At 34.0% G+C, this 24507-nt stretch carries 29 protein-coding genes; 26 read left to right on the plus strand and 3 right to left on the minus strand.

Features of this window, described 5'->3' with window-relative positions; genetic code table 11:
* Window positions 1–17: 17 nt before the first annotated feature.
* The 23 genes from nusG to VQL36_RS03785 all read left to right on the plus strand — a co-directional run bounded on the left by nusG (window position 18) and on the right by VQL36_RS03785 (window position 21384).
* The gene (gene nusG, locus VQL36_RS03680) at window positions 18–419 is read left to right on the plus strand and encodes a transcription termination/antitermination protein NusG (protein WP_349248010.1); all 402 of its coding nucleotides are present in this window, start codon (window positions 18–20) and stop codon (window positions 417–419) included.
* Between the two features lie 396 nt (window positions 420–815).
* Window positions 816–1856, plus strand: coding sequence for a hypothetical protein (locus VQL36_RS03685; protein ID WP_349248011.1), 1041 nt, complete (start codon window positions 816–818; stop codon window positions 1854–1856).
* A 16-nt stretch (window positions 1857–1872) separates the two neighbouring features.
* The gene (locus tag VQL36_RS03690; RefSeq protein ID WP_349248012.1) at window positions 1873–2586 is read left to right on the plus strand and encodes a Flp pilus assembly protein CpaB; all 714 of its coding nucleotides are present in this window, start codon (window positions 1873–1875) and stop codon (window positions 2584–2586) included.
* Window positions 2583–3803 carry an AAA family ATPase gene (locus VQL36_RS03695; RefSeq protein WP_349248013.1) on the plus strand — a complete coding sequence of 407 codons (1221 nt, stop codon included), beginning with the start codon at window positions 2583–2585 and terminating at the stop codon, window positions 3801–3803. The genes VQL36_RS03690 and VQL36_RS03695 overlap by 4 nt, the downstream gene beginning before the upstream one ends.
* A gap of 2 nt (window positions 3804–3805) precedes the next feature.
* A complete protein-coding gene (locus VQL36_RS03700; protein ID WP_349248014.1) occupies window positions 3806–4639 on the plus strand; it encodes a type II secretion system F family protein in 834 nt (277 codons plus the stop codon).
* A gap of 3 nt (window positions 4640–4642) precedes the next feature.
* On the plus strand, window positions 4643–5497 hold the full coding sequence (locus tag VQL36_RS03705) for a type II secretion system F family protein (protein WP_349248015.1): 855 nt from the start codon (window positions 4643–4645) through the stop codon (window positions 5495–5497).
* Between the two features lie 95 nt (window positions 5498–5592).
* The gene (locus VQL36_RS03710) at window positions 5593–5826 is read left to right on the plus strand and encodes a hypothetical protein (protein WP_349248016.1); all 234 of its coding nucleotides are present in this window, start codon (window positions 5593–5595) and stop codon (window positions 5824–5826) included.
* A gap of 89 nt (window positions 5827–5915) precedes the next feature.
* A complete protein-coding gene (locus tag VQL36_RS03715; RefSeq protein WP_349248017.1) occupies window positions 5916–7175 on the plus strand; it encodes a CpaF family protein in 1260 nt (419 codons plus the stop codon).
* Between the two features lie 74 nt (window positions 7176–7249).
* Complete coding sequence (locus tag VQL36_RS03720; RefSeq protein ID WP_349248018.1) at window positions 7250–7585, plus strand: hypothetical protein; 336 nt, start codon at window positions 7250–7252, stop codon at window positions 7583–7585.
* Between the two features lie 98 nt (window positions 7586–7683).
* A complete protein-coding gene (locus tag VQL36_RS21100) occupies window positions 7684–7767 on the plus strand; it encodes a putative holin-like toxin (RefSeq protein ID WP_413789552.1) in 84 nt (27 codons plus the stop codon).
* 292 nt (window positions 7768–8059) lie between these two features.
* Window positions 8060–9589 (plus strand): S-layer homology domain-containing protein, encoded by a 1530-nt coding sequence (locus tag VQL36_RS03725; RefSeq protein WP_349248019.1) that lies wholly within the window; start codon window positions 8060–8062, stop codon window positions 9587–9589.
* A gap of 76 nt (window positions 9590–9665) precedes the next feature.
* Complete coding sequence (locus tag VQL36_RS03730) at window positions 9666–12278, plus strand: hypothetical protein (RefSeq protein ID WP_349248020.1); 2613 nt, start codon at window positions 9666–9668, stop codon at window positions 12276–12278.
* Window positions 12279–12283: 5 nt separating this feature from the next.
* Window positions 12284–13615: a hypothetical protein gene (locus VQL36_RS03735; RefSeq protein ID WP_349248021.1), complete on the plus strand. Its 1332-nt coding sequence runs from the start codon at window positions 12284–12286 to the stop codon at window positions 13613–13615.
* A gap of 94 nt (window positions 13616–13709) precedes the next feature.
* Window positions 13710–14336 (plus strand): Tad domain-containing protein, encoded by a 627-nt coding sequence (locus VQL36_RS03740; protein WP_349248022.1) that lies wholly within the window; start codon window positions 13710–13712, stop codon window positions 14334–14336.
* 10 nt (window positions 14337–14346) lie between these two features.
* A complete protein-coding gene (locus VQL36_RS03745; RefSeq protein ID WP_349248023.1) occupies window positions 14347–14769 on the plus strand; it encodes a TadE/TadG family type IV pilus assembly protein in 423 nt (140 codons plus the stop codon).
* Between the two features lie 14 nt (window positions 14770–14783).
* On the plus strand, window positions 14784–15185 hold the full coding sequence (locus tag VQL36_RS03750; protein WP_349248024.1) for a prepilin peptidase: 402 nt from the start codon (window positions 14784–14786) through the stop codon (window positions 15183–15185).
* Window positions 15166–15732, plus strand: coding sequence for a hypothetical protein (locus VQL36_RS03755; RefSeq protein ID WP_349248025.1), 567 nt, complete (start codon window positions 15166–15168; stop codon window positions 15730–15732). The genes VQL36_RS03750 and VQL36_RS03755 overlap by 20 nt, the downstream gene beginning before the upstream one ends.
* A gap of 27 nt (window positions 15733–15759) precedes the next feature.
* The gene (locus tag VQL36_RS03760) at window positions 15760–18189 is read left to right on the plus strand and encodes a hypothetical protein (RefSeq protein WP_349248026.1); all 2430 of its coding nucleotides are present in this window, start codon (window positions 15760–15762) and stop codon (window positions 18187–18189) included.
* Between the two features lie 108 nt (window positions 18190–18297).
* Window positions 18298–18531: a helix-turn-helix transcriptional regulator gene (locus VQL36_RS03765; protein ID WP_349248027.1), complete on the plus strand. Its 234-nt coding sequence runs from the start codon at window positions 18298–18300 to the stop codon at window positions 18529–18531.
* Window positions 18532–18556: 25 nt separating this feature from the next.
* Window positions 18557–18850: a hypothetical protein gene (locus tag VQL36_RS03770; RefSeq protein ID WP_349248028.1), complete on the plus strand. Its 294-nt coding sequence runs from the start codon at window positions 18557–18559 to the stop codon at window positions 18848–18850.
* A 98-nt stretch (window positions 18851–18948) separates the two neighbouring features.
* Entirely contained in the window at window positions 18949–19284 is a 336-nt protein-coding gene (locus VQL36_RS03775) for a PadR family transcriptional regulator (protein WP_349248029.1), read from the plus strand.
* A 1-nt stretch (window position 19285) separates the two neighbouring features.
* Window positions 19286–20008: a permease prefix domain 1-containing protein gene (locus VQL36_RS03780; protein WP_349248030.1), complete on the plus strand. Its 723-nt coding sequence runs from the start codon at window positions 19286–19288 to the stop codon at window positions 20006–20008.
* Between the two features lie 149 nt (window positions 20009–20157).
* Window positions 20158–21384: a sugar efflux transporter gene (locus VQL36_RS03785; RefSeq protein ID WP_349248031.1), complete on the plus strand. Its 1227-nt coding sequence runs from the start codon at window positions 20158–20160 to the stop codon at window positions 21382–21384.
* A gap of 68 nt (window positions 21385–21452) precedes the next feature.
* Here the strand turns inward: VQL36_RS03785 and VQL36_RS03790 are convergent, their stop codons facing one another.
* The 3 genes from VQL36_RS03790 to VQL36_RS03800 are packed head-to-tail and all read right to left on the minus strand — an operon-like array spanning window position 21453 to window position 22932.
* Complete coding sequence (locus VQL36_RS03790) at window positions 21453–22280, minus strand: N-acetylmuramoyl-L-alanine amidase (protein WP_349248032.1); 828 nt, start codon at window positions 22278–22280, stop codon at window positions 21453–21455.
* Window positions 22281–22301: 21 nt separating this feature from the next.
* Window positions 22302–22553 (minus strand): hypothetical protein, encoded by a 252-nt coding sequence (locus VQL36_RS03795; RefSeq protein WP_349248033.1) that lies wholly within the window; start codon window positions 22551–22553, stop codon window positions 22302–22304.
* A gap of 16 nt (window positions 22554–22569) precedes the next feature.
* Window positions 22570–22932: a hypothetical protein gene (locus VQL36_RS03800; RefSeq protein WP_349248034.1), complete on the minus strand. Its 363-nt coding sequence runs from the start codon at window positions 22930–22932 to the stop codon at window positions 22570–22572.
* Between the two features lie 241 nt (window positions 22933–23173).
* Between VQL36_RS03800 and VQL36_RS03805 the strand changes: the two genes are divergently transcribed.
* The 3 genes from VQL36_RS03805 to VQL36_RS03815 all read left to right on the plus strand — a co-directional run bounded on the left by VQL36_RS03805 (window position 23174) and on the right by VQL36_RS03815 (window position 24452).
* Entirely contained in the window at window positions 23174–23536 is a 363-nt protein-coding gene (locus VQL36_RS03805) for a sigma factor-like helix-turn-helix DNA-binding protein (protein ID WP_349248035.1), read from the plus strand.
* Window positions 23485–23712 carry a helix-turn-helix domain-containing protein gene (locus VQL36_RS03810; RefSeq protein ID WP_349248036.1) on the plus strand — a complete coding sequence of 76 codons (228 nt, stop codon included), beginning with the start codon at window positions 23485–23487 and terminating at the stop codon, window positions 23710–23712. The genes VQL36_RS03805 and VQL36_RS03810 overlap by 52 nt, the downstream gene beginning before the upstream one ends.
* Before the next feature lie 137 nt (window positions 23713–23849).
* Window positions 23850–24452 (plus strand): hypothetical protein, encoded by a 603-nt coding sequence (locus VQL36_RS03815; RefSeq protein WP_349248037.1) that lies wholly within the window; start codon window positions 23850–23852, stop codon window positions 24450–24452.
* The last annotated feature ends 55 nt before the right edge of the window (window positions 24453–24507 follow it).

Below are 24507 nucleotides of genomic sequence, written 5' to 3' on the forward strand. Positions count from 1 at the left end.
TAAAGGAGAGGGTACCTATGGAATGGTACGCAGTTAAAGTATTGAAAAATGAAGAAAAATATGTTGCTAAATTGATATCTCCCTTCGTAGATGAGGTTAAAAAATTTACAAAAATGACGATGGTGAAAACAAGAAAAGGGATGAAGTGTGTGTCAGTCCCAATGCTTCCAGGATATATTTTAATAAAAGTGGATATGACAGATAAGAAATTCTCTACGATTAACAATTTACCTTATGTTATAAATGTGATTACTGATTCCAAATTGAAACCTATCACAATAAAAGAAGAAGCAATACATCAGCTAGAAAGAAGAATATATAATGAAAATATAGAACAATGCAAACTTTCAGACTTAAGTAGCGATCTTTTAGCGAGTAATGCAATCACTTTTAACAAAAATAATAATTTTTATATGTAATAATGGTTTACAATATATTCTTTTTAATGTAAAATAAAGTTAACAAAAATAGCGACAAATTGATCAGGTTCTATAATTGTGCCTATTTTTAAAACAATAATATTGAAAACTCTCTATTTCAAGTAGAGAGTTTTTTTGCGTGTAAAAAAAGATTTAATGTGCCTATCATCTTATTAATCATTGATTTAGTTAGAAAGGAGGGAGGGGTTTGACTCCGCTACAATGGTTTTATACAGTTCTTGTTCCTATTAGTATTGTAGTAATAGCCGCTTTGTATTATTTAAACAGCCTATGACTACCCACCATAGGTGTTATGTAACAAGCCCTCATATTTACAAAAAGGTAAATAGAAAAACCCAAAAAAGTATAGGCAAAAAATAAGAGAGGATGATAAGAATGGAGATTTTTGTACAATCCAATGAATGGGTTAGAAAAATGTTTGAATCACGGTATACCATTTCTGAAACGATTAATAAAAATACAGATATCGTTGTAGTAGTTCGCTCGAATGAGCAGGACCCTAAAATTGTAAATGAAATTATTCAACAAACAGATGGAATAGTTCCGCTCTTTGTTATGACTGGAGCCGAAGATCAACTCGGAAAAGCATATGAAGAAACTGCGATGATAGCAGGTGTGCCTTCCGATTATATTATTAATGGGACAGATTGGAGAATGTCTAATGTGAAGGATATGTTAGAAGGGATCGAAAATCACCCTATACTGCCTGACCCAAAAGTATTTATGGAACATGAATCAATAAACATGGTTGAAGAAAATAAAAGTATTTCTGATATTTCAATAGAGCATTTGGATTTTCAAAATGTCTCAGCTTCTCAGATAGTTTCTATTGTTGGTTTTAATGGGGGAGTAGGTTTATCCACGGTAGCTACTTCTCTTTCTGCCTTTTATCATTCACGTGCACTAGCTACTAGAATTATAGATTTATCCTTTAGTTTTGACACTGCCCCACATTTTAACATGCAAAAAGAACAAGGGTTTCATGTTTCACCCTTTGGAGAAATTGCCTGCACTGAGTCACACCCTAAATTAATTTATCAAGCATTGCGGAGACCAGTCGATGTTATTGTAGTAGACTTACCACTCTGTTCTCCCTATGTTTCACAATTTATAGACATTTCTCAAAAAATAGTTGTTGTATTAAATCCGTCTGAGATCGATTATACGAAATTAAAAGGGAATATGGAAAAGTTGGACATGTCAAAAGTCATCATTTGTATGAACAAGGTAGATTCCTCTAAACCATTAAGGCAATCATTTATTTCTTTAATTGAGCAAGACTTTAATCAACCAATCATTTTAATTGAAGATTCAGATGAAGTGGCTTCTGCATACGCAAATAGAAACCCAGCTTATTCAAGGTATCCTTTTGAACAAGCGATGAATGCATTAGCACAAAAGCTTCAAATAGAGTAAAGGGGATGAATGGGAAATGATGAAAAAAAGGTTTGTTTTTATCATGATAGGATTAGTTTTTGCAACAATAGCGGGCTTTTTAGCTTATATGTACACTTTAGAAAATACAGAAACAAAGATGGTTTATGTATTTAATCAGAATATAGATAATAACCAACCTCTTCATCCAAATATGCTGACTGAAAAAGAACTTCCACTATCGGCAATTCCAACAGATGCTGTGTTTGAAAAAGCCAAGGTTTTGGGTAAGAGTGTAAAGGGATATGTATTTGAAGATGCAGTACTTCGTTCTGCGATGTTAGTAGATACTTCAAAGACAGCAATGTCTGGCAAGTTGTTAGAGAAAGGCGATGCTAATACGAGAGCCATTGCGCTCCCTGTGAATATTGATACTACAGTTGGTGGCAGTATTAAAACAGGAGATTTCATAGATTTATACATATTGGATAACAACATCAAAAGTTCAGTGAAACTAGCTGAAGCTGTAGAGGTCATTAAGGGAGTTTCCAACAAAAGTTCAGCAAATGATTTAAATAATAAATCTATCATATTATCTTTGCCAGTTGATATTGTAGATGAATATGCAGATTATATGGCAAGTGGAGCAAAAGATTTTATCGCTTTAAGACCACTCGGAGATGATGGAAGTCATATCATTGTATCAGAAAAAGTAGAGCTTTCAGAGGTTTTAGCTGACGAAGAAATGGAAGTGGGGGGAAGCATTCATTGAATATATTATTATGTGGTGACTCCTTGTTTGTGAAAGATTTAATGACCAAACTTCAAGAAAATCAATATAAGGTTGCTGCAATTGGTACAACAGCTTCCCAATCAGCCCATCTTTTAAAATCAGAAGGATATGATGTAGTATTTTTAGGTTTTAATGAGCAGGAATCCTTCGCATTATTAGAGGATTACCATTTACAGAACAATGTTAAGATCTGGGTCTCATTATCGAGTCTAAGTATTCAATCTTGGAAGCGATTTGCAAAGATTGGTGCAATTGCCATAACTAGAGGCAGCGAAATCCAAACAATTAAAAAATACTATTGGTTATCACCTGAGGAAATAGGAGATAGGAAAAAAATAAAACTACCTACAGATGTAGATCAATTTAAAAGCCAAGTGCTGTCTGTTTATTCTCCAAAAGGAGGAGAAGGTAAAACGACAATTTCTACTTATTTATCTTACTATATAGCTAAATATTCTAAATTAAAAATTTGTATTGTTGATTTAGATCATACTAGAGAGGGCAGTGATGTAGCTAGGAAATTTGGATATTTTGTCATCACTGAAGATAACCCAAACAATGTGATTACAAATTGGAACTCATTTCCTGAGAAACACTTTAGATCATGGGATAAGGTTTCAGAGTATGTAACACAGACAAACTTAAAAAATTTATATTTTATTTCCTCGCCTTGGAACATTGAGGATGAAAAATATATGACAGAACAATTAATTGAAAAAATGACTCATGTTTTAAAGCACCATTTTGATTTGATTATATTTGATATGGCAGATGATTTAAGGGAGAGTAATACTAAGGCTTTAGAATTAAGCAATGAAATTATTCTAATTAGTGGCATTGATTTAGATATGATCGACATTTCATCTTCTTTTGTTCACAGAACGGCTAAAAAGTTGAAATTACCTATTAAAAAAATTCGACTAGTCATGAACAAAGTACCCAAAAAACTACCTTATAAAGTAGATGATATTACACAAAAAATTGGCTTGCCTAAATTTGGATTGATTCCTTATGATCCTGAAATATTTAAACCTAGAACAGAAAAAATAGGCATAAGAGATGACTTAACGAAAACCCCTTTTGGATGTAGTATTTATCAACTTGCACTATCTCTTTTACCTGAAGGTACAATGATATATTCAAATAGGCCAAAACCATGGTATAAAAAAATATTTAACAAAAAAGGGGCTGTTTAACTATGTTAACTATGCCTCTTGTCATAGCAGTATTGATATTTTTGTCCGTATTTATCATTCTTGTATCATTCATTCCGGAATCAAAAAAAATATTTAGTCAGTATAATAAAGGTAACAAGAAGTATCTCATTCAAATACAACCTATCATGATAGATATAATAGGAGCAATGTTTGTATTTATAATAGTGAGTTTAATCTTTTCAATAAAATGGGGAATGATTTGTTTACCTATTGGATTGTTGTTAACGAGAAAAATACTAACACTTGTAGAGAAATGGAAGTTTTATTTTTTAAGAAAAAAAATATTAGAACAATTAGAGGGTGCTTGTTTAGTTATTTCTTCAACCGTTCGAGGTGGATTAACGCTGCTAGAGGCTTACCGTTCTACAATAAGTTATGTACAATCTCCTTTGAAAGAGGAAATGGAAGTTATCGTAAATGAAGTCCAATTCAGTGGCAAGTCACTAAGTGAAGCTTTAAAAAGCTTTTCTGAAAAATGGAAATCTCCTGAAATAGAGATTTTATACCATGCAACTTATTTGGCTGCTACTATTGGAGGTAAGGAAGTTCCTGGTGTGATGCAGTCTGTATCTAACAGCATTCGTGAGAGAAAACAAATTGATAAAAAGATAAAAGCAAAAACAACTTATCAAAGATTAAGTGCGATTACGATTAGTATTTTACCTGTTGCTATTTTATTGATATTTAAGTTTATGGCACAAGATTTATACAACACACTTTTAGGGGATGGACGTATTTTTCTAATCATTGGTATTTTGATAGCTTGTTTAGCATGGTATTTTATTTTTAAAATTATGAATTTTGAGGAGTTTTAAAAGATGGTTGTTGTGTATTCGATTTTAATTGGAGTTTCTATTTTTTGTTTCACAGCTGCATTTATTCCAGACTCTGTATTGGAAAGAAGATTTTCAATCCGGAATGATCATCGGTCTGATCATATTTTAATAGATATGTTGTTATTACTAGGAACTATAGGAGTTTATTTTTATGATACGTTATTAGCTAAGTTAAATATATTTAGGAGAAATCATGATGAACTCAAGGAGTTGTTGGAGAAAAACGGTTATCCCTCCTTATGGGCAAAACATATTTTAGGGACACAATGGCTGCTTGTTATTTTATTTTTTTTAATGGGTGTTTATTTATTTCAGCCTATTCTATTGATGGTTAGTTTTCTATCAACAATGGTTGTCAAACATCAGCTGAAAAGGAAGTGGAAAAAGAAACAGTCCGTAATGAGTAGACATGTGTTATCTTTAGCGGAATTAACAGCTATTGGTGTCTCTGCTGGACTGTCTCCAATTGAAGCTTTACAGAAAGCGATTGACGGTCGTGATTATGGTCTTTTTAAGGAAGTGCAGTTAGCTATACATAAAATAAGAATGGGAACTCCAGCAGATGAAGCGTTTATGGAGTGTTCAAAAAGAGTAGAAATTCAAGAGATGCACGCTTTTTTGGATCAGCTCATTCAAGCCATTGAAGCAGGCTCAAGCGGGTTTTCTGAATCGGTTGTTCAGCTTGTAAAGTATTTAAGAGATTTGAGGCAAGCTAAAATCGAGGAAATTGCAGGGCAAACAGAAGCAAAACTACTTCTTCCATTAATGTTGATTTTTGGTTCCATTCTTTCGTTTTTACTGGGTCCACTTACACTTACATTTACAGAAGTGTTTTAATAGTTACTCAAAAAAGTAAAGATTTGTGATAAAAGTCGTTCGTTTGAACGGCTTTTTCTATTTATGAAGAGAAATTTAAAGGAGGTGGAAATAATATGCAAGATTTTTCAATTAGAACTTATTTATTTGTACAAAAAACAAAAAAGATTTTAAAAGGAAAGAAAGGAGACTTTGTTCAGCAAGGTTTACTGTGGACATTAATTGCAATTGCGGGAATCGCAGCTCTTACTACAATGGGAGGGGCTATAAAAGATAAGTTTATTGATTTGTCTAACACTTTTACAAATGTAACTGTAGATGGTAATAGTGGAGGAACAGATGGGGGTTAAATAAGTAGAGAAAGATAGGTTTTGAAAAAAGGCTGCCTTTATTTAGAGGCAGCTTTTTCCCATGCAGATCAAATAGAAGGAGAGGCTTGATGAACAAATCTATTTTTAAAGACACTCATTCTCAAGGTGAAGACCAGTTTAAAAAAGAAGAAATAACAGAACTTGCTAGACAGTTCCTCACTCATGAAATACGTCAAAAATCACTAGATTTTGCTCAAGAAGACAGAGTAGCTAAAAAACTACAGGAATATCTGCAAAATAAAGGATGTAATTATCAATTGTGCAACCAAATTGTAGAAAGCATATTGGTAGATATTCGTGGTTATGGGGTCATTGATCCATTAGCTAGCGATCCTTTAGTAACCGACATTATTATTCATAAACACGACGATATTACATACGAAAAAAATGGACAAAAACTCAATTTTACAAATACGTTTAGGGATCAAAATCATCTAATGATGTTTATTGAAAAGTTAGCTTACCTTTCTAAGTCAAGAGTGGACATTTCTAATCCACTTGTTACTTTTACGTTACCAGAGGGCTGGAGAACTGCGGTATCCATCCCACCGATTTCTTTACATCCAAGTGTAGCTATCCGCAAATTTACGAAGGTACCAACGGTTCAACAATTAATAAAAAATAACTATTTTTCAGAACAGGCTGGATTGTTTTTTCAAGCAATGATTGAAAGTAAACGAAATATCCTTTTTATAGGTGGCATGGGGTCAGGTAAAACAACGATGATCGCCATTGCAAGTAGTTTATTCAAAAATGATGAACATCCTTTGTTGATTGAAGAAGTCATGGAGTGTCCAATGGATGTGCCTCATTTGAGAAGATTAGTTGCAAAACCACCAAGTGTTGAAGGCACAGGTGCCATTCCATTAGCGCTTCTATTAAAACAAGGATTAATGATGAAACCAACTAGAGTAATCGTTTCGGAGGTTCGTGATGGAGCAATATTTTATATGTTTCAAGCGATGCTTGTAGGTCATGAGGGTTCTATGTCTACTATTCATGCCAATTCAGCGCAAGAAGCACTGATGAAACGGATACCTTCTATGCTTTCTATGAGTCATGAAGCTTCTTTATTATCCCAAGAAGAGAAAATCGCCTATGCTGCTTCTGCTTTGCATTTTATTGTTCATCTTGAGCAAGATCCGAAAACTGGAAGACGGTACTGTAAATCTATTAGTGAGATAGTAGAAGATCCAGAGCCTAAAGCAATCGATATATTTGTACAACAAGGAGATACGATAAAAGCAACTGGTCATATACCACATCGTGCCATTAAAGGTGCTGCACATTATAATTATGAATATAATATGGATTGGTTTAAAGCGTGAGGAATAATAAGAGGTTATTATAAGGAGAGTGTAATGAAAGGAATTTCAAATTTCAAATGAAAAAATACATGATAATGATATTGATAATGTTTGGTACTTTTTTATCAGGTTATTGGCTATTGATTTATGATAACTCAAAACAGAAGCTGGATACGAATGATTTCATTGTCAAACCTACAACACCAGAACAAATGAGGGAACATACATTTTCAGGACAAATTATTGAGAGTACTAGTGATAATATTGTCATTCAAAATGGAGATCAAAAACAAACTTTTTATATAAATGAACATACTAAAGTTCAGGTAGGAGTTGTTTCTGATAGAAGCTTAGATATGATTATATTGGGTGCAAATGTAAGCATTTTAGCTTATAACGGAGTAGCAAAGGTCATTCATGTAAAATATTAACTAAAATAGTACTTTTAATATAGTCTAATGTTATACTAGAGAAGTACAATAGATGGCAAGGGCGGTTGGCAAATCCTCCAGAGAAGGAGGTGATGCCGATGACAGTTTATCAAAGTATTTCAATTATGATCATGTTTGGGATATTGATTGTATCCATACTGTCGTTTAATCGTAAGAAATAGACCGCCCATTTTTGCCAAAGGTTGCGGTCTATTTTGAATAGAACATATACCTACCGTAATGAACGGCTATTGTATGAAATCGTTAGGTGTTACTATCACCTAGCGTTTTCTTTAATATTATATAAATCTTTTAAACATATTATACACTATTTATAAACTTTATAAAAGTGAGCTAGTCTAAAGAAAAAAAATATCATGAAAAAATAGCTTACTGATTCTTAAATATTAATATTAATTTGAAATTAAGGCAAGATGTACAATCTAAAGCATAAATTAAGGAGATGTTATATATATGAAGAAATTCATTAAATATTTCTTGGTAATTACATTAGTATTTTCAGTTATATCTACAAGTGCAGTTGCAGGAACTTCAAGCTTTTCAGATACAAAAGGACATTGGGCTGAATCATCTATTGAGAGGATGGCAGGTAAAGGACATATTGGCGGTTATCCAAACGGGTCTTTCAAACCAGAGGGTCAAATTACAAGAGCTGAGTTTACTGCTATATTAACTAGAATCGTAGGGATTGATGAAGTTGAGAATCCATTCAACGATGTAAATGATGCGAAATGGGCAAACGGAATCATTGGTGGAGCAGAGCAAGTAGGAATCATAGACAAATCAGAATATGGAAGTTACTTTCAACCCAATACACCGATCACACGTTTAGAAATGACAAAAATGATTGCTAGAGCCTTTATTTTGGAAGATGAATATAAAGAAAAATTTGATACATATGATTCTTATGATCAAGGAGATTTAACGTTTAAGGATGCAAAAAATGTGACTAATGAAGATGCACCGTATGTAGCATTCGTAACAGATTTAGGCATTCTTGCTGGGTATCCAGATAAAACGTTCAAACCTTTAAATCAAGCTTCAAGATCAGAGGCAGTCGTAATGCTACTAAGATATATTGATCATGATATAAACAGTGGTTCAACCGGTGGCGGTGGGGATATAAATCCAAATTCAGATGATAATGTTAATGAAAATCCTGCTTATGATCCTGACTATGCAAATGTGGAACAGTGGATAAATACAACTAGAATTAGTCCTAACTATATTACTTACATCAATAAAAAAGCACAAAAAATAGAAAATGGAACGGCATCAGAATCAGAAATATATAAAGCTAGATTCCATGTAGAAGAACTCCTTTGGAACTATTATAATGGTGCAATTCCAGTGAGTGACTATGAAGAAGAAACCTTAGATCGAATAGCTAGTAGATATGGTAAAGGGCATTGGGATGATGTTTCAGAATATAAAAAAGCATTTTATAGCACCTATGCAGGAGATATTCTTGAAGCAATGCTATTAAGCTACAGTTTTGATAAAAATGAAAACCTTGAGTGGGTAGTCGTTCGACCTGCGGGTATGAGACATGCGTTCAAAATCTCCGTAGATAATCCAATGGGAAGCGTGGTGTTAAACCGAGGTTGGGCAGGAGTCAATGATGCAAAATTTGATGCTGTATATGCTGAAATTGCCACCCCACAATTATTAAATCAAATTATAGAATTAGGAGTACCCATCAGTGTAGATACCAATTCAAACAATGGAGATAAATTTGATGAAACAGGATTTCCTCAAAACCATACAGATCGAGAAATTAGAGCCAGAGAGATTAAACGTGCAAATTCCAATAATGTCGTAAAAAGATTGTATGGTGGGGACTTTGCAATAAAGATTGGAGGAATTGGTAATCTGACCAATGCAGATATTGTAGAGGGTAGTTCTATCATTCCAGAAGAGTTTTTGGAAATAAAGCCATATATCAAAGGACAAGCAAAATATATTGTAACAGATGTATATTAAAACCCAAATTAACGAGTCGACTATTCTCATAGTCGGCTTTTTTTATTTATTATAGATGAAAGGAGTTGTATTGTAGATGAAGATGAAACGATGGAAATCATTCATATTGATGGGATGTTCATTCCTATTAGTCCTAATGGTTATTCAACCGATCATTTTTGCAAATGAGCCATTTGATATTGATCTAGTAAATAATTATAGCCCGTTATATGAAGATAAACCTCTACTTGATTTCAAGGACAAAGTAGGAAAAATCATTTATGCTATTACGATCCCAGATATTAATGCGACAACGGTAACAACAGCGGAAGGATCAAAAATCATGTTAAATTATGAACAAATACAAACAAATATAGAACAGGTAAATTCGTCATGGGATGTAACTGGAAGTTATATCACACCCAATGTTAAACAAGCATCCGATCTCCAAACTAATATGCTAACATCATGGAAGTGGTGGGTAGATAATATTTCCAACATTTCAAAAAAACAAATACAAGATGATGATTACGTTCTATTTGAGGATTTGGAGCAATACGTCGGACAAATTGCAGTACCAGAAACATTCTATTTCCAAGGCATTACCTATATAGCAGATGGAATGGTCATTGGTGCTTTTCAATGTCAAAAAGCAACGATAAAGGTAGATCAATATTTAAGAGATGGTTCAGGGGATAATTCAGAGCGAATGTTCTTAGTAGATTTACGTATAACTGTTACAGCAGAATATGACATGTTAGCTCCAGTAAAAGAATATAAAACCTATTGGTTTAATCATTTTACGGAAGTGTCACTAAAACAATTTGCTTTTTCTGCCACCAAAACAGCATTAGATGGTACACCTAAAAGTAGTGCAGACGTTGCAGGGGATTTGGATGTATTAGTTGTCGATGATACTTTAAACATGACGTTGTTAAGTACCTTTAATGGTGCTGCACCAACGGATAACTACAATGACGATATATGGGTAAAAGAACGGAAAAATCCTAGAGCCCACGGACCGATGCCTGTACCCACTTATTTATTATCCATCTATCTAGATTATGAACCAGAAACGAATCAAATTAGTTTGTATCCAGAAGCAAAAGCGACATCCAGTAAACTCTATTCTACTTTACAATCTTCACAAGCTCCTAAAATAAGTACAAATATTTACCGTAACCATGGAGATTATGTCATGATGGTACCCATCATGAATGTGTTTCGATTTTATGATGATATTGGGAATCCAGACAATAAAACGAGTGTAGGTGCAGTACAGTGGGGTGCAGTCACTCAAAAATTAGAGGCAGAGTTTATCAACATTCTTAAAGGAGAAACACCAAATAGTGGTTTCCAAAAAATCGTAAATGATATTAACGTTAAATACACTCAAAATTTTGATACAGCAACAACAGCAGAAAATATAGCAAATCAAGTCTTTGATCTAATAATGGCTAAATTGAAATTAGGATTTGATTCTATTGAACTATCGGAGTACCATGATGTACCTTATGGAGATAAAAGAGTCCAGTCTCTAATGCATGATCGATTACTTCCTGCAACAACTCAAGGAAGAGAAGAGATTACCTCTTTTGCAAAGAATGCAGATTTAGAAGGTGCAGATCATCTAGAGCATTCTGAATTAGATCAACAATTAAAGGAATTGTATATGAAACACTATACTGAGCAAGATATCGTGGATGCGTGGTTTTCAGATAGCGAAGAACTCATGACAAGAAACATTCTTGCGTTCCCGTTTAAAGTCAAAGAATTTGATGATTTAGAGATTGTCATCACCGATACAGGGATTACACCGAAAGTTGCCAATCTAAATGCAGCACAAGGATTGGATGAATACGAGAACCAAGCACAGTTCAGTCAAGAAGCCAATCAATCTAGTTATGGTATTCCTGGAAAGCAATATACAGCCACACTGACCATTACAAACAATGCAGACTACCCTGTAACCAATTTCGTTTTAAGAAACTATGTAGTGAGTTCTCAACCAGGAACAGCAAATACACCGAAAATCTATAACACCACAGATGAACAAAACATTGGGATGTTTTTTGGAACGCAATATACATTTAAAGGAAATGATGGGCTAGATAAACTCGTTCCAAACTTCCCTGCAAATGCACAAGTTGATTCATCACTTACTAATGTACAACAATTTCAAACAATAGGTGTGAATCCAGGCTTCTTAGATCCAGGGGAAACCTTTGAAACTACCTTTCAATGGCGAATGCCAACGGAAACACAAAACCCGAACAAAGATCCAATTTACTTATATGTCACCGTAGCAGAAGAAATTGAAAAGAATAGTGCTATGATCCAATCAGGGGCAAACGGAAACGTGAACTGGGAACCGGCTTTTACAAATACATTACTACAGTACATTCCTGGAGAAGAGAAGGTAACATTAATTTCATTTACACCGAATCAAATTGTACCTAGTAATGAAAGTGAAGAAATTCCAGATCGAGACAATCATACCATAGCAATCCAATTAGATGTCGCTGATCCAGACTCTGATCCAGATATTATTCCAAAGCAAGATCTAAAAGATAAAATGGACTTCCTGCGTTTTGCTGAAATTACAACAGAAACAGAAAGAGAAGTCGAAGCATGGGTCGATGATGGATACTGGGTCAACCTTGGAAGTGGGACCGTAAACTATAAAAGAACACAATGGATTGTGGAATAGGGGAGGTGAAACATATAAAAAAATCAACCATTCTTTTCATCCTTCTATTTTGTTTAGTCACTACAACCATTGGCTATGCAGGAACATACGTGACAGAAGAATTAAAAGATGAACACGGGAACACATGGGTATTAAATGGTCTGTGGGAAGAAGTAGATGGAAAACGTGTTTTTTATCCATCTCCACCGACTGGACAAGTTTGGGTAGATACATCGAGATTTGAAACCCAAACTCAAATTATTGAGAAAACAGAATACATTACGGTGAGAGATACGATTTATACACCAACAGCAACACTTAGACAAGTAGCTGTAGGCAATCATGAAATCATTATGACGTTAAATAATCCAAATAACTTTAACATTAAAGTGAATGTATACCTTAAAAGTTTAAGTCCGGATTCTGAAGTGAGAAATGAATTTATGGAGCAAGAAGTGAATGATTTAGTGTTAAGCCCTGGTACGAGAGAGTTAACCTTTGATAGTGTCAAAAGACACGAAGGTTTTACAAACTATGAAATCATTTTACGAGTGACTGAGAATCTACATCCCGATGTGCATCCAGATTATGAGCAAGTCCGTGAACTCGGTTCATGGTATCCTGATGTACCTTTATATATTGAGTTTTTATATCCTGAAGTCACACTCAATACAAATAATTCAAGTTCTGAAGGTTCATATGGAACGAACTGGACCTTTCGAAATCCAAATACGATAGAGTTTGAATATAAGCTAGAAATTGACGATGTGAGGGGGAGAAAGACACTTGAAACAGGAACGATTGCACCTGGACAAACGATAAGTGGCTCTGAGATTGCTATCCCAACAAAGGATCGCACGAATACGCAAACTTTTATAGGTACTTTTGATTATTCAAAATCTGCACCTTCTATTAAAGAAAGCCAAGATTCATTTACGTTTATTATTGCATCAGCAGGAATTTCGTTATTTAGTAGTCAATCCGATGTTGCCATGCAAACAGATGTGAAATCAGAATCCACAGGCTGTAGGTATGGACCAGATAAATATGATGTAACCTATACATGGTTTGGAGCAAGTTATACGGTTTCATCCAGTGTTTCTAACAATAGTAATATCCCGATTTCAGTCACAGTTAAAGTCGGTCCAAGTAGTGCAAGTTACAATCTAGCTCCTAACGGATCCACATCTGGACCTTCTGCAAGTGATACAACAGAAAATGATGTAACGATTGATGGAGACACAAGATGGCATACACATACAGACAATGATAGTGAAAGTATATCTGTTACAGGTTGGAAGAAAACTGCAGAAGAAAGCTATTCATGTAATCCACCTCCACCAGATCCAGGACGATAATTAATAATTAAATAATGAAGGGACGCCAACTGAGCATCCCTTCTTTTTTATTCTATAGATGAAAACAACTTTATGTAAAAAGGGTTGATGTAATTTGAAAAAGATACTAGGCAATGAAAGAGGATTTATACTCATGGCTGCCTATATGGTTCCAGTTTTAGTTGGTTTAGCTGGTGTAGTCCTGGAGTTTAATCAACTCAGGGTGATTTCTAATGAATTACAAGCTGTAGTTGATGCTGCATCATTGGCAGGGGTGTTAAGAGCAGAAATTGATACTGAGATCATCTATGAGCATGAATATGATAGCGATGGAAATCTAATCAATATTACCCCTGTTGTAGAAAACTATACGATTATCAACAGTCAACAAGAAGCTTTTAACTTTGCTTATAAGTCTTTTAAAAAGAACATGGATGCACTGGGTTGGGATGACGATGGAAGTACTAGAATTACCGTTTATTCCAGTGAGTTATATGGGGAATTATTAGCAAGTGGAATGACAGATGCCATTACAGGACATGGGGTACCTGATAACCGCAGAGTTTTTAGTGATGTAGATCAATATTATTTTAAAGCAAAAATTCACGTAAAAACAGCTTTAATCGCTCCAGCAGTCCGAGTTTTGGCATTCATTGGAGGGTTGGATTCACCAATTGATGAATTAGGGGAAATTATTATGGAAGCAGATGCGGTATCTAGAACAAAAGTACAGATAGAATAGGGGGATTATATTGAAAATAGTAAAGAATAAAAGGGGTTCTTTAATGGATGCTGCACTTGTCCTACCACTATTAGTTTTAATCATTGCTTTTGTTTTTGATATGGGAATTCGCATGATTGTGTTACAAGGAACTTCAGCAGCAACGCGTGAAGCAGCAAGAGATTTTGCAAGGTTTCAAGATGAATCACAATCTATTCAGATTGCAAATGGATCTTTTAATAGTTTAGCAAGCACATTAGCAAATGTTAAAGATGTGGATATTGAACTATCAAATGATGAAGTCCAAGATTACGCAATTGTTACGATTACCACTGAATTAACAGCAGATGTTTTCTCTTTTGTGTGGTCTATGATAGGAGTTGAAATAAATAACCAAATGGAAAGAAGTATGGTTTACCCGATTGAAATTAAAGAGGGTACAAAAACATTTTAAAGGTGGAGAGAAAAATGATCATAGTATTCCATACATTGTTTTGGTCCGTATTTTTATGGGTAGCTATATACGATGCACGTTTTAAAATCATTCCGAATGCTGTACCTATTCTATTAGGGACCATCGGATTTTTTTTATTGGGGCAACCTATCAGTTCCATTACCGGTGCTTTTTTAGGCGGGGGGATTTTACTTTTGTTGGCTCTTTGTAATCAACAATGGGTTGGAGGAGGAGATATTAAAATCATGATCGGATTAGGATTTGCTTTTGGTATAGAGGTGATGTGGATTTTATGGATTGCTTGTGTGATGGCTCTAATTTTAACCTTATTGATGAGAAAAAAATCTATGGCGTTTGCTCCTTTTTTATTTTTATCTTCATCGGGGGTGCAAATCCTTGCTCTTTTTACAGTTTAATCAAGTTAAAAAAATATTTATAAATAAAAAAGGTGATTTTATTCAATATGCACTAGCTCTTCCTGTTGTTTTGGGATTGGTGTATGGGGGGGTTATTCTTTTCGGGGTGGTGAATGCGAAACTAACTGTTAGTGAAGCTGCATGGGCAGCAGTTAGGGAATATGCTATATCTCAAAACAGTGGGGAAACAAGGCAAGTTGCAAAAGGGATTGTTGAAGCTCATTTACCAATAAAGAGTGTAAGTTCAGTTGGTCAAGAGTCGAATTTATCGGAAGGATTTGTCCAAGGCATTCTATTTAAGGAGGAGGATCACTATTTATTAAATTCATTAGGCAATTTAGATTTATATGTACTTGATCAGAAATTAAAGACTCAACTCGATGATTATATTAATAAAAATGTTTCTTTACAGGTAAAAGAAGTGACGATTGATGCTACATTAGATCACGATTTAAATACAGAAGGGATCATACTGGCTTCAGATCACGAGAATACAAACAGTGATGAAGTTCAGATGGTTAGTGGTGTCATTTTAGAAAGTGAGTAATTGAAATTAGAGGAAAGGAAGAGAACATTGTTAAAAAAGATCACGATACATTTGATGGTATTCACTCTTGCATTGCATCCAATCTTGGTAAGTATTGCAAGTGTATCTGTAGGGACAAACTCTAGTGGTCAAGCGACATATACTTTTAACAATACATCTGCAGGTTCAACAGGTACTATTCAAACTTGGGTAGTTCCAGAAACAGGTGAATACCAGATAGAAGTATGGGGCGCAGAAGGAGGACTTTATGGTGGTCAAGGAGCTTATGTATCTGGAATCTTTGACTTAAATCAAGGAGACCGTTTACGAATTCTTGTAGGACAAAAAGGAGGTTATTCTTCCAGTGCACCTAGTGGTGGTGGAGGTAGTTTTGTAGTAACAGATTCTAATACACCATTAATCGTTGCTGGGGGTGGGGGTGGTGCTTGTTACAGTACCAGTTCAAGCGATGGTAAAGGAACATATTCTTCTTCCCCTTCAGGTGGAAGTAAAGGAAGTGATGGTGCAGCAGGTGGAGGTGGTTTCAGTGGTGATGGTGATAAGGGACATTCCACTCATGGAGGATACAGTTTCTTAAATGGAGGGAATGGTGGACCCGGTGACGATGGAGGTGCTTCCGGTGGTTTTGGTGGAGGCGGTGGTGGAGATGACGATGGTGATAGCTGTTCAGGATCAGGTGGAGGTGGTGGGTATCAAGGGGGTAACGGAGGGTCGAACGGTTCATATGGAACTGGAGGTTATTCTTATAACGCAGGATTCAACAAAACTAGTACCTCAGGAGTTAGGTCAGGACACGGTCAAGTTGTGATCACACTCGAAAGTCAATTTCTTGTTTTATGGGATGATGGGTTTGATGATTATAATATAACTTTTAATCATACCTCAACAGGGAGTTCAGGTACTATTCAAACTTGGGTAGTTCCAGAAACAGGTACTTACACAATTGAAACATGGGGTGCTGAAGGTGGCAGATATGGCGGTAGAGGTGCTTATGTATCTGGCAACTTTGAATTAAATCAAGGAGATCGTTTACGAATTTTAGTTGGACAAGCTGGTGGATATTCGTCTAGTGCACCAAGTGGTGGTGGAGGGACTTTTGTAGTAACAAATTCAAATGCACCATTAATCGTGGCAGGAGGTGGAGGAGGTGCTTGTTACCGTACAAGTTCTAGTGATGGCAAAGGAATTTATACCTTATCTACTTCTGGTGGAAATCAAGGAAGTAGTGGTGCTCCTGGAGGCGGTGGTTTTAGTGGAGATGGAGAAGATGGAGATGCTACACATGGAGGGTATAGTTTCTTAAACGGAGGGAATGGTGGACCCGGTGATGACGGTGGTGCTTCAGGTGGCTTCGGCGGCGGAGGCGGAGGAGATAGTGACAGTGGAGATTGTACAGGACCTGGCGGAGGTGGTGGATACCGAGGAGGTAACGGAGGTACGAATGATTCTTATGGAACTGGAGGGTATTCTTACAACACAGGATCAAATAAATCAAGCACTTCAGGCGTTAGATCAGGACACGGTCAAGTCATAATAACATTAGAAGAAGTAGGTCAAACAGAAGAGGGAAATCAATTCCCAAATCTATTAACTGTAGGCGAACCCATACATATTAATTTATCTAATCCTAATAACGGAAAACTATGGGAAGATGTAAAACTTATCATAGAATTTATAGATAATAATCTTCAAAAAACAACCATGGAATACAGCTTACCAGACACTAGTCCTTCTGGAAGTCGTGAACTAGATATTAATATAAATGTACCTTCTCTTGTAGGTGGCACGTATACCGTTAGATATAAATTACAAGACAGCAGCGGTAACTTAGCAGATAAGATGCAACAATTCTCTGATATTGTTGTAACAAGTGGTCTTAAAGTAGACTTTTCAGAAGATAATACATTTCCCTTAGAATGGCTTGAAAGTGAAAAAAAACAAGTAGAGATAGCTTTTAAAAACTTAGAAAATAAAACATTAAAACGTGATGATACAGTGATGAATATAGGCTGGTACGTTGGAAATTCCCTTAAACAGAATCAGACCATTCAAATGACTGCTAACATAGGTTCTAATCATACGATGGTGTTTACAGGTTGGGTTACGCCACCCTCTGATTCTGGGACTTACAAAGTAATATATACAGTAGAGAATAAAGGTTTAAATAGTAGTCATCGACAAGAATTTTCAAACATTGTTGTAAAAGGAGCAACTACAGAGTGGAGAATATTTGATTTTTCACTTGTAAATGAAGATGTAATCTATTGGACAGGAAGAAGATTTGATGCAGACCACGATATCACGATTGATGATTCTAGCAATCCTGTAAAAGTTACTGTTGAATACAGGGTTCCTTTAATGTTTCCAGTCGTGAGGTATCTAGGTGGAGGTTCGTGGGATCCATTTATAACTGTGGAATCTACAGCTGAAATGAAAATAGAAGAACCTGAATTTTAGGTGAAGAAAGGGAGAGGGTTAGTTATGTTAACTACATTTTTTATTTGGTATAAGAAATTGTAATGCTTTAATCTAATGTAAATAAAAATATCAGGGAGGTCCATGATTATGGAAATGGATACATTAAAATTAACGGTATATCACTTACAGGAAAAATATAAATTAACACCACGTGAAAAAGAGGTTTTAATATTACTCGCTAAAACAGGATTGGATAATAAACAAATAGGGCACGAGTTGTGTATCAGTGAAAAAACAGTGAAAAATCACTTTGGGAATATGTTTTCAAAAATGAATATAAAATCAACACGACAGCTGTTTTCTTTGATTATTAATCAATAAATCAAATTCGGAGGTGTTTTTTTATATGTTAAGTAATGTGCAACCACAGATCATTTGGCAAAATGAACCACATAGGGAGCAATTTTTAAAACAATTGAGAGATGATGCTAAATCTATTTGTTATCGAAATATAAACCGACAAGTTAGTATACAAACTATAGATGGGGAGTTACATGAAGGAACCATTGTTAAAGTAGATCGAGATCACTTATATATAAGAGTTCATTCTAATCAACATCGTTCCAGACAATATTTTGGAGGAGGTTTTATTATGCCGCTAGTATTATTTAATTTATTAACAATTTCATTATTATATTAAGGAGGCTCATAGAGCCCCTTTTTATTTTAAAGTTTTTTTAAAATATTACCTTGCATTATATAGTAATATGTATTATTATATTTCCAGGAGGTGATTGGATGGAAATCAACAAAGAGGTACTCAAGGGACATATAGATACATTAATCCTCTCGATGTTATCTCTACGAGACATGTATGGTTATGAATTAGCTAAAATAGTGCGGGAAAAAAGCGACAATCAGTTTGAATTAAAAGAAGGTACTTTGTACTTATCTTTAAAGAGATTAGAGAAAAATAAATGGATTGAATCGTATTGGAGCGATGAACAAGGACCAGGCGGACGCAGAAAATATTATAAATTGACTCTGCTTGGAAAAGAAGGGTTAGAACTGAAACGGACAGAATGGAAATTTGTAAAAAAAATGATGGATTCATTTTTGGAAGGAGGAACTTAATATGAAACAAATAGATCAATATATAAATTCCATATATAAAGAGACAAATGGAAACAAACAAGAAACAAAGGAATTAAAAGAAGAGATGAAATCACATCTAATCGAAGCCGTACATGAGTTGAAAGAGGAAGGGCATACTGAACAAAAGGCGATTAATATTGCCATTGAACGTTTTGGAGAAGAACATGAAGTAAGTTCAATGATATTAAAACTTACGCAAGTAAAGAAAAAATTTGAAAAAAAGATCATGTTATCAGCTATTTCTATAGTTTTACTTGGTACTGTTTTGAGTGTATTTTTTTTACTAATGGATTGGAATAATGCTGTAGAGAGACAGAACTTTGCAAATGATGTATTTGAAAAATTAGGTACACAGTCAGAAATTTCAGAAGAAACAGAGCAATATATGACTGCATTTGCAGAAAGTAATATAAGTATATACGAAATGAATGTCACTTATATTAAAGATGATCCAAGTCAAGAGTTTTTTGGACCTGTTAATTACAGCATTAAGACTGGGAATGGTATTTGGTTTATAAATTACCTTACAACAACAGACGGTAAGGATTACAGAAATGAATATTGGGTTGTAGATATTTGGATGACAAAATATGCATATTTAGCTATTGGTATATTAAGTGTAAGTTTAAGTATTTTCTTGGCATTGTTTCTGATCTGGGCAATTATTAAAAGATATCGAATTAAGAGAGAATTTAACAATTGAAAAATTAATTAATTTAACATATAATCATTTGATAGTTTAAAAATCCGTTGCAACTACCCTTTGTCTTCACTTTTGAGGCTCGCCAATCGGCGAGTTTTCTTTACGGATTCTTTTTTTATTACGCAAACCATCTAGGAGAGACACATTACATGAATTTTATTGAACAAACTACTAAGATTTTGAAGATACCAGAATATAAATCATTAATTCTGTTAAATATTTTGTTCGGCATATCAGCTTCATTTATTTTCCCATATCATTCGATGTTTGGAATTGATGAAGTAGGCATGAGTAATATATCGTTTGGGATTTTTATGACGATTTCAGCTATTGTAGGTATATTTATCAGTACATACATAGGAAAACTATCTGATGGACGTTATAGTCGGAAAAACATCTTATTAGTGGTAACGATTTCAGCATTTATTGCATACATATTATATGCTTACGTTCGTAATTATTTCTTATTATTGTTTATTGCTTCTTTTTTTATAGGGATTGCTTCCTCGGGTTTCCCACAAGTATTTGCATATGCTAGAGAGGCAGTAGCCCGTGCCAAATTACCATCAAAAGAAATGCCGTATGCAATGAACTTATTTAGAATGTTCTTTGCATTATCTTGGACAGTAGGTCCAGCTTTAGCTGCATTCGTTTTGCTGCGATACGATTTTACAGGATTATTTTTAGTAGCTGCATCTGGATATTTACTCATATTCTTTTTTATTATTAAATGTTTAAAACAACATAATCCACAAGCTTCAAAGCCGAAAGATCCCGTTAATTTAAGGAAATTTATTATACGTCCCTATATATTTGCAAACCTATTTGCATTTATACTAATTGCTTCAGCCAATACGGTAAATATGATGAATATGCCGCAATTCATTACAAAGGTATTAAATGGAACGGAAGCAAACGTAGGTTGGGCATTTAGTATACCGCCTATTTTTGAAATTCCTTTTATGCTTGGGTTTGGATTATTGGCAGCAAGAATAGATAGTAGTGTTCTGATCAAATTAGGTGTTTTTATAGCAACTATATATTTCTCAATATTAATGTTTGTAGAAGCACCTTGGCAGATATATGTCATACAATTTTTAAGTGCAGCTTACATTTCGATCACAAACGGGATTGCTATTAGTTATTTTCAAGATTTCATTCCTGATGAACCAGGGACAGCAACCACTCTTTATATGAACACTTCAAAAATTGGAAGTACATTAGGATTTTTATTATTTGGTTTTGTTTCTGAGTATTTTGGATATCGAGAAGTTGTTATTTTATGTATGATTTTTATGACTGTTGCATTTTGTGTCTTATTGTTGTTTAGAAAAGATAAAAGTTTTATATTTCAGAGACGAAGAAAGTTAGTATAAAAAAAGCATCGTATTCCACTTAAGCAGTGGTTTATGATGCTTTTGTTCATTTGTGGGAATAATCTATGCTACGATTTCGAAAGGTCATTGAAGGTTGGTGATTTCTGTATAATGTTATATTGAAATTTACTTTGATCCCATTTTACTTCCATTCCAAACGACTCTGTTAAAAATCTTAAAGGTACATAAGTACTATTATTGATTATATAGGAATCAATCCATATCCGTTCCCCATTTAACATTCCATTTACTTTTCGTTGAATTGAAGGCAATTCATCTTGTTTATTCGTGTTTGATTGTTGAGACTTTTTAAATGTTTTATTGAAAAATTCACATATGGATTCTGCTAAAATTAGGGCACAATTTCTTCGAAATTCATCTGAGAGAATATACTTTAAGTCATGATGATTTGTGAAAAATCCATGTTCACAAAGAACAGCTGTCATATTTGTTTCACGTATCATATGGAAATCAGACCATGAGTTAGGTTTGGATTCATGTACCCCTGTTCCATGTATTCCAACAGGGCTTCCTTTCATTTTGTTAGCCCAGACTTTTGCTAACCTCTTGCCTTCATTTGAATTATGCCAATAAAAGGCACAAGCTCCATTTGCATTTAGAATGCCTGCATTAGCATGAATACTAATTAATAGATCCACTTTTTCTTTATTTGCAAGATTTGTTCTATCAATTAATGGAACTTCGTCATCAAATAATGGTTGGGTCAGGAGCACTTCAAATCCATTCGTTTCTAGTAATTCTTGTGTATATTTAACAACGGTTGCATTGAATTCATGTTCTTCAAATACCCCCCCATCATAAATAATTCCCTTTCCACCTGTTTTCTCGTAAGTATCTAAACTGTGACCTGCATCCAGAGCGATTTTAGTTGTCAAAAAAATCACTTCTTTTCTATTCTAATTTTCATTCTGCGTTGTTTTTTTTGCTTTTTCTTTTTTAATAGTGATTGATTCTTTGGTCATATTCATAGCGTTAATTCCAGATATTGCACAAATCAATGTAATTAGCAATGTTAACAAATTATCAGTAATTTCTTTACCAGTTACATACATCGTTAGTGCAATTACAGATGATACGAAAAAGATGATTGTTAAAACACTTAATTTCATTTCATTTACAGAAAAAACTTTGCCAAATAAATTATTCATTTCCATTTCACCTCCTTTACAAACCTAAAGAATTTTTAATGAGTAACATAATAATAGAGAGTACCATACCCATTAAAAGCCAAGCAGATTTAAGTAAAGATTGTTCCCGTCTTACATTAGAATGATCAGTTATTTTTTCAAACATTTTTTTGCTATCTTTTGTCATTTGATAATTGATTTTTGCAATGTTTAATCCCATTGAAGTAATGTCTTTTCGAATTTCCTCAAGCACAGTTTGTGTTTTAATTTGCCCTTCTCTATTTAGATCAATTTTTAACCACATTTCCTCGAGATTACGATCCATTGTATCAAATCTCTTATCCACTCCCTCCATACGTGTTTTTAATACCTCAATCTCTTTTCTTTCTTCTTCACTCATTTCATCACATCCCTAAGTGTTGTAATTAATAGATAAATAAAAATACCTAAAATACAACTTTTTGAAAAAAATAGGGATTTTATATAGAAATAAAGCTTGAAAAATGTAAGTTTTATTGTTTTTATGTGTAAATTTTTATATTTATATATAAAATATTACAAAATATCATATTTTTTGTTGTGAATAGAACCTTCAAATTACCTTTATTATTGAAAGCTAATTTCTGGATTGGAGGTGCAATATGAATTTGAATGTTCAGGAAACAATAGGAGCAATGGATACTTATCGAGTTTTGTTAAAAAGGACAGCTTGGAGGATACAGTATAAAGCAAAAGTACGCAGAAAAAAAGAATGGTTGGTAGAGTTTGATGAATGTTTATATACCACACAAAGTTTCTTGCCAGATGTGGTTTCGAGGTATTATCTCTTAGAATTGTTATCTCTTCTATCCTCAAATAAAGAAAGATATATCTTACAAAAAATATACTTAGAAGGTTTTACGGAAAATGAACTGGCAAAAGAATTAAATATAACCCAACAGGCGGTGAATAAATGCAAAAACAAGGCAATTCAAACCATACGTCAGAAGATCTCTACTTATTAACATTAGTAGAGAAAGCAAAAACGGGTGATAAAGAAAGCATGAATGAGATTCTGCAATTATTTGAAGAAGATATTTTAAAGTTAATAAAGTTTATTCCAATGCCAAGAGAGGATGCAAATCAAGCCTTAATTACGGAATTTTTATCTTTAATTCTTGAAGAACCTAAAAAAAATTAAAATCTGGTTGTTATAATGCTAGCAAATTTACAGTAATAATTAGAGGCAGAAAAAAGCATAGTTGGTTTGGGATAGACCGATATGCTGTATATCCCATAAGTCTCTATCAAAAAAAATGAAAAAGGAGAAATAAAAATATGGAATATCATTTGAAGATTGAATTTGAAGACAATGATTTGAAAAATATTTATAGCGCTGCTCAGAAAGTGGTACTAATTAAGGAATCTCCAGGTAATGATTCAGTTGCTTGGGTTACATTTGATCCATTTGAATATAACACAGTGAGTTGGAATGAAAATTATAATGTGTACTGTTCAAAGACACAAATTCAAAATGGAGCAACAATTGATAAATTATCCGAAAAAAATGCAGAGGCAAGATCTGTATATGACTTTGGAAGTGGAATATTTGAAAATAACAAAGGTGAGAAAACAAACAAGGGTTCATATCAAGTAAATAATACAACTTCTGAAAATCTTACGTTTGGTTTAGCACAAGATGTTGTAGCAAATGGAAATAGAACGATTGGAGCACCTATTAACGCTTCTACTGTACTTGCAGGACAAAATGGTATTTTTACACCATTTGAAAAAGTAAAGATTTTATTGCAATCCAACGTAATGGATGGACTAGTGTTATCTACAATTTCTAGTAATATTTATACGGCAGAATTTGGTGGGCAGATTGACTCTATCTCTGTTAGATACGATGGATCCACAGGGCACTTCATAGAAATATAATTCTAACACTTACACAGATACTATACATTATGATGAAACGACCCATTTAATAGAA

The sequence above is a fragment of the Chengkuizengella sp. SCS-71B genome, assembly GCF_040100845.1.
In the GTDB taxonomy this organism is placed as follows: domain Bacteria; phylum Bacillota; class Bacilli; order Paenibacillales; family KCTC-33759; genus Chengkuizengella.

Excerpts from the sequence above, each read along its gene's own strand:
- VQL36_RS03685 (WP_349248011.1), top strand. The coding sequence starts at position 816 with ATGGAGATTTTTGTACAATCCAATGAATGGGTTAGAAAAATGTTTGAA.
- VQL36_RS03750 (WP_349248024.1), top strand. The coding sequence starts at position 14,784 with ATGATCATAGTATTCCATACATTGTTTTGGTCCGTATTTTTATGGGTA.
- VQL36_RS03710 (WP_349248016.1), top strand. The coding sequence starts at position 5,593 with ATGCAAGATTTTTCAATTAGAACTTATTTATTTGTACAAAAAACAAAA.
- VQL36_RS03775 (WP_349248029.1), top strand. The coding sequence starts at position 18,949 with ATGGAAATCAACAAAGAGGTACTCAAGGGACATATAGATACATTAATC.
- VQL36_RS21100 (WP_413789552.1), top strand. The coding sequence starts at position 7,684 with ATGACAGTTTATCAAAGTATTTCAATTATGATCATGTTTGGGATATTG.
- VQL36_RS03690 (WP_349248012.1), top strand. The coding sequence starts at position 1,873 with ATGATGAAAAAAAGGTTTGTTTTTATCATGATAGGATTAGTTTTTGCA.
- VQL36_RS03725 (WP_349248019.1), top strand. The coding sequence starts at position 8,060 with ATGAAGAAATTCATTAAATATTTCTTGGTAATTACATTAGTATTTTCA.
- VQL36_RS03730 (WP_349248020.1), top strand. The coding sequence starts at position 9,666 with ATGAAGATGAAACGATGGAAATCATTCATATTGATGGGATGTTCATTC.
- VQL36_RS03770 (WP_349248028.1), top strand. The coding sequence starts at position 18,557 with ATGTTAAGTAATGTGCAACCACAGATCATTTGGCAAAATGAACCACAT.
- VQL36_RS03795 (WP_349248033.1), bottom strand. The coding sequence starts at position 22,553 with ATGAATAATTTATTTGGCAAAGTTTTTTCTGTAAATGAAATGAAATTA.
- VQL36_RS03765 (WP_349248027.1), top strand. The coding sequence starts at position 18,298 with ATGGAAATGGATACATTAAAATTAACGGTATATCACTTACAGGAAAAA.
- VQL36_RS03700 (WP_349248014.1), top strand. The coding sequence starts at position 3,806 with ATGTTAACTATGCCTCTTGTCATAGCAGTATTGATATTTTTGTCCGTA.
- VQL36_RS03720 (WP_349248018.1), top strand. The coding sequence starts at position 7,250 with ATGATATTGATAATGTTTGGTACTTTTTTATCAGGTTATTGGCTATTG.
- VQL36_RS03705 (WP_349248015.1), top strand. The coding sequence starts at position 4,643 with ATGGTTGTTGTGTATTCGATTTTAATTGGAGTTTCTATTTTTTGTTTC.
- nusG (WP_349248010.1), top strand. The coding sequence starts at position 18 with ATGGAATGGTACGCAGTTAAAGTATTGAAAAATGAAGAAAAATATGTT.
- VQL36_RS03780 (WP_349248030.1), top strand. The coding sequence starts at position 19,286 with ATGAAACAAATAGATCAATATATAAATTCCATATATAAAGAGACAAAT.
- VQL36_RS03715 (WP_349248017.1), top strand. The coding sequence starts at position 5,916 with ATGAACAAATCTATTTTTAAAGACACTCATTCTCAAGGTGAAGACCAG.
- VQL36_RS03815 (WP_349248037.1), top strand. The coding sequence starts at position 23,850 with ATGGAATATCATTTGAAGATTGAATTTGAAGACAATGATTTGAAAAAT.
- VQL36_RS03800 (WP_349248034.1), bottom strand. The coding sequence starts at position 22,932 with ATGAGTGAAGAAGAAAGAAAAGAGATTGAGGTATTAAAAACACGTATG.
- VQL36_RS03785 (WP_349248031.1), top strand. The coding sequence starts at position 20,158 with ATGAATTTTATTGAACAAACTACTAAGATTTTGAAGATACCAGAATAT.
- VQL36_RS03805 (WP_349248035.1), top strand. The coding sequence starts at position 23,174 with ATGAATTTGAATGTTCAGGAAACAATAGGAGCAATGGATACTTATCGA.
- VQL36_RS03810 (WP_349248036.1), top strand. The coding sequence starts at position 23,485 with ATGCAAAAACAAGGCAATTCAAACCATACGTCAGAAGATCTCTACTTA.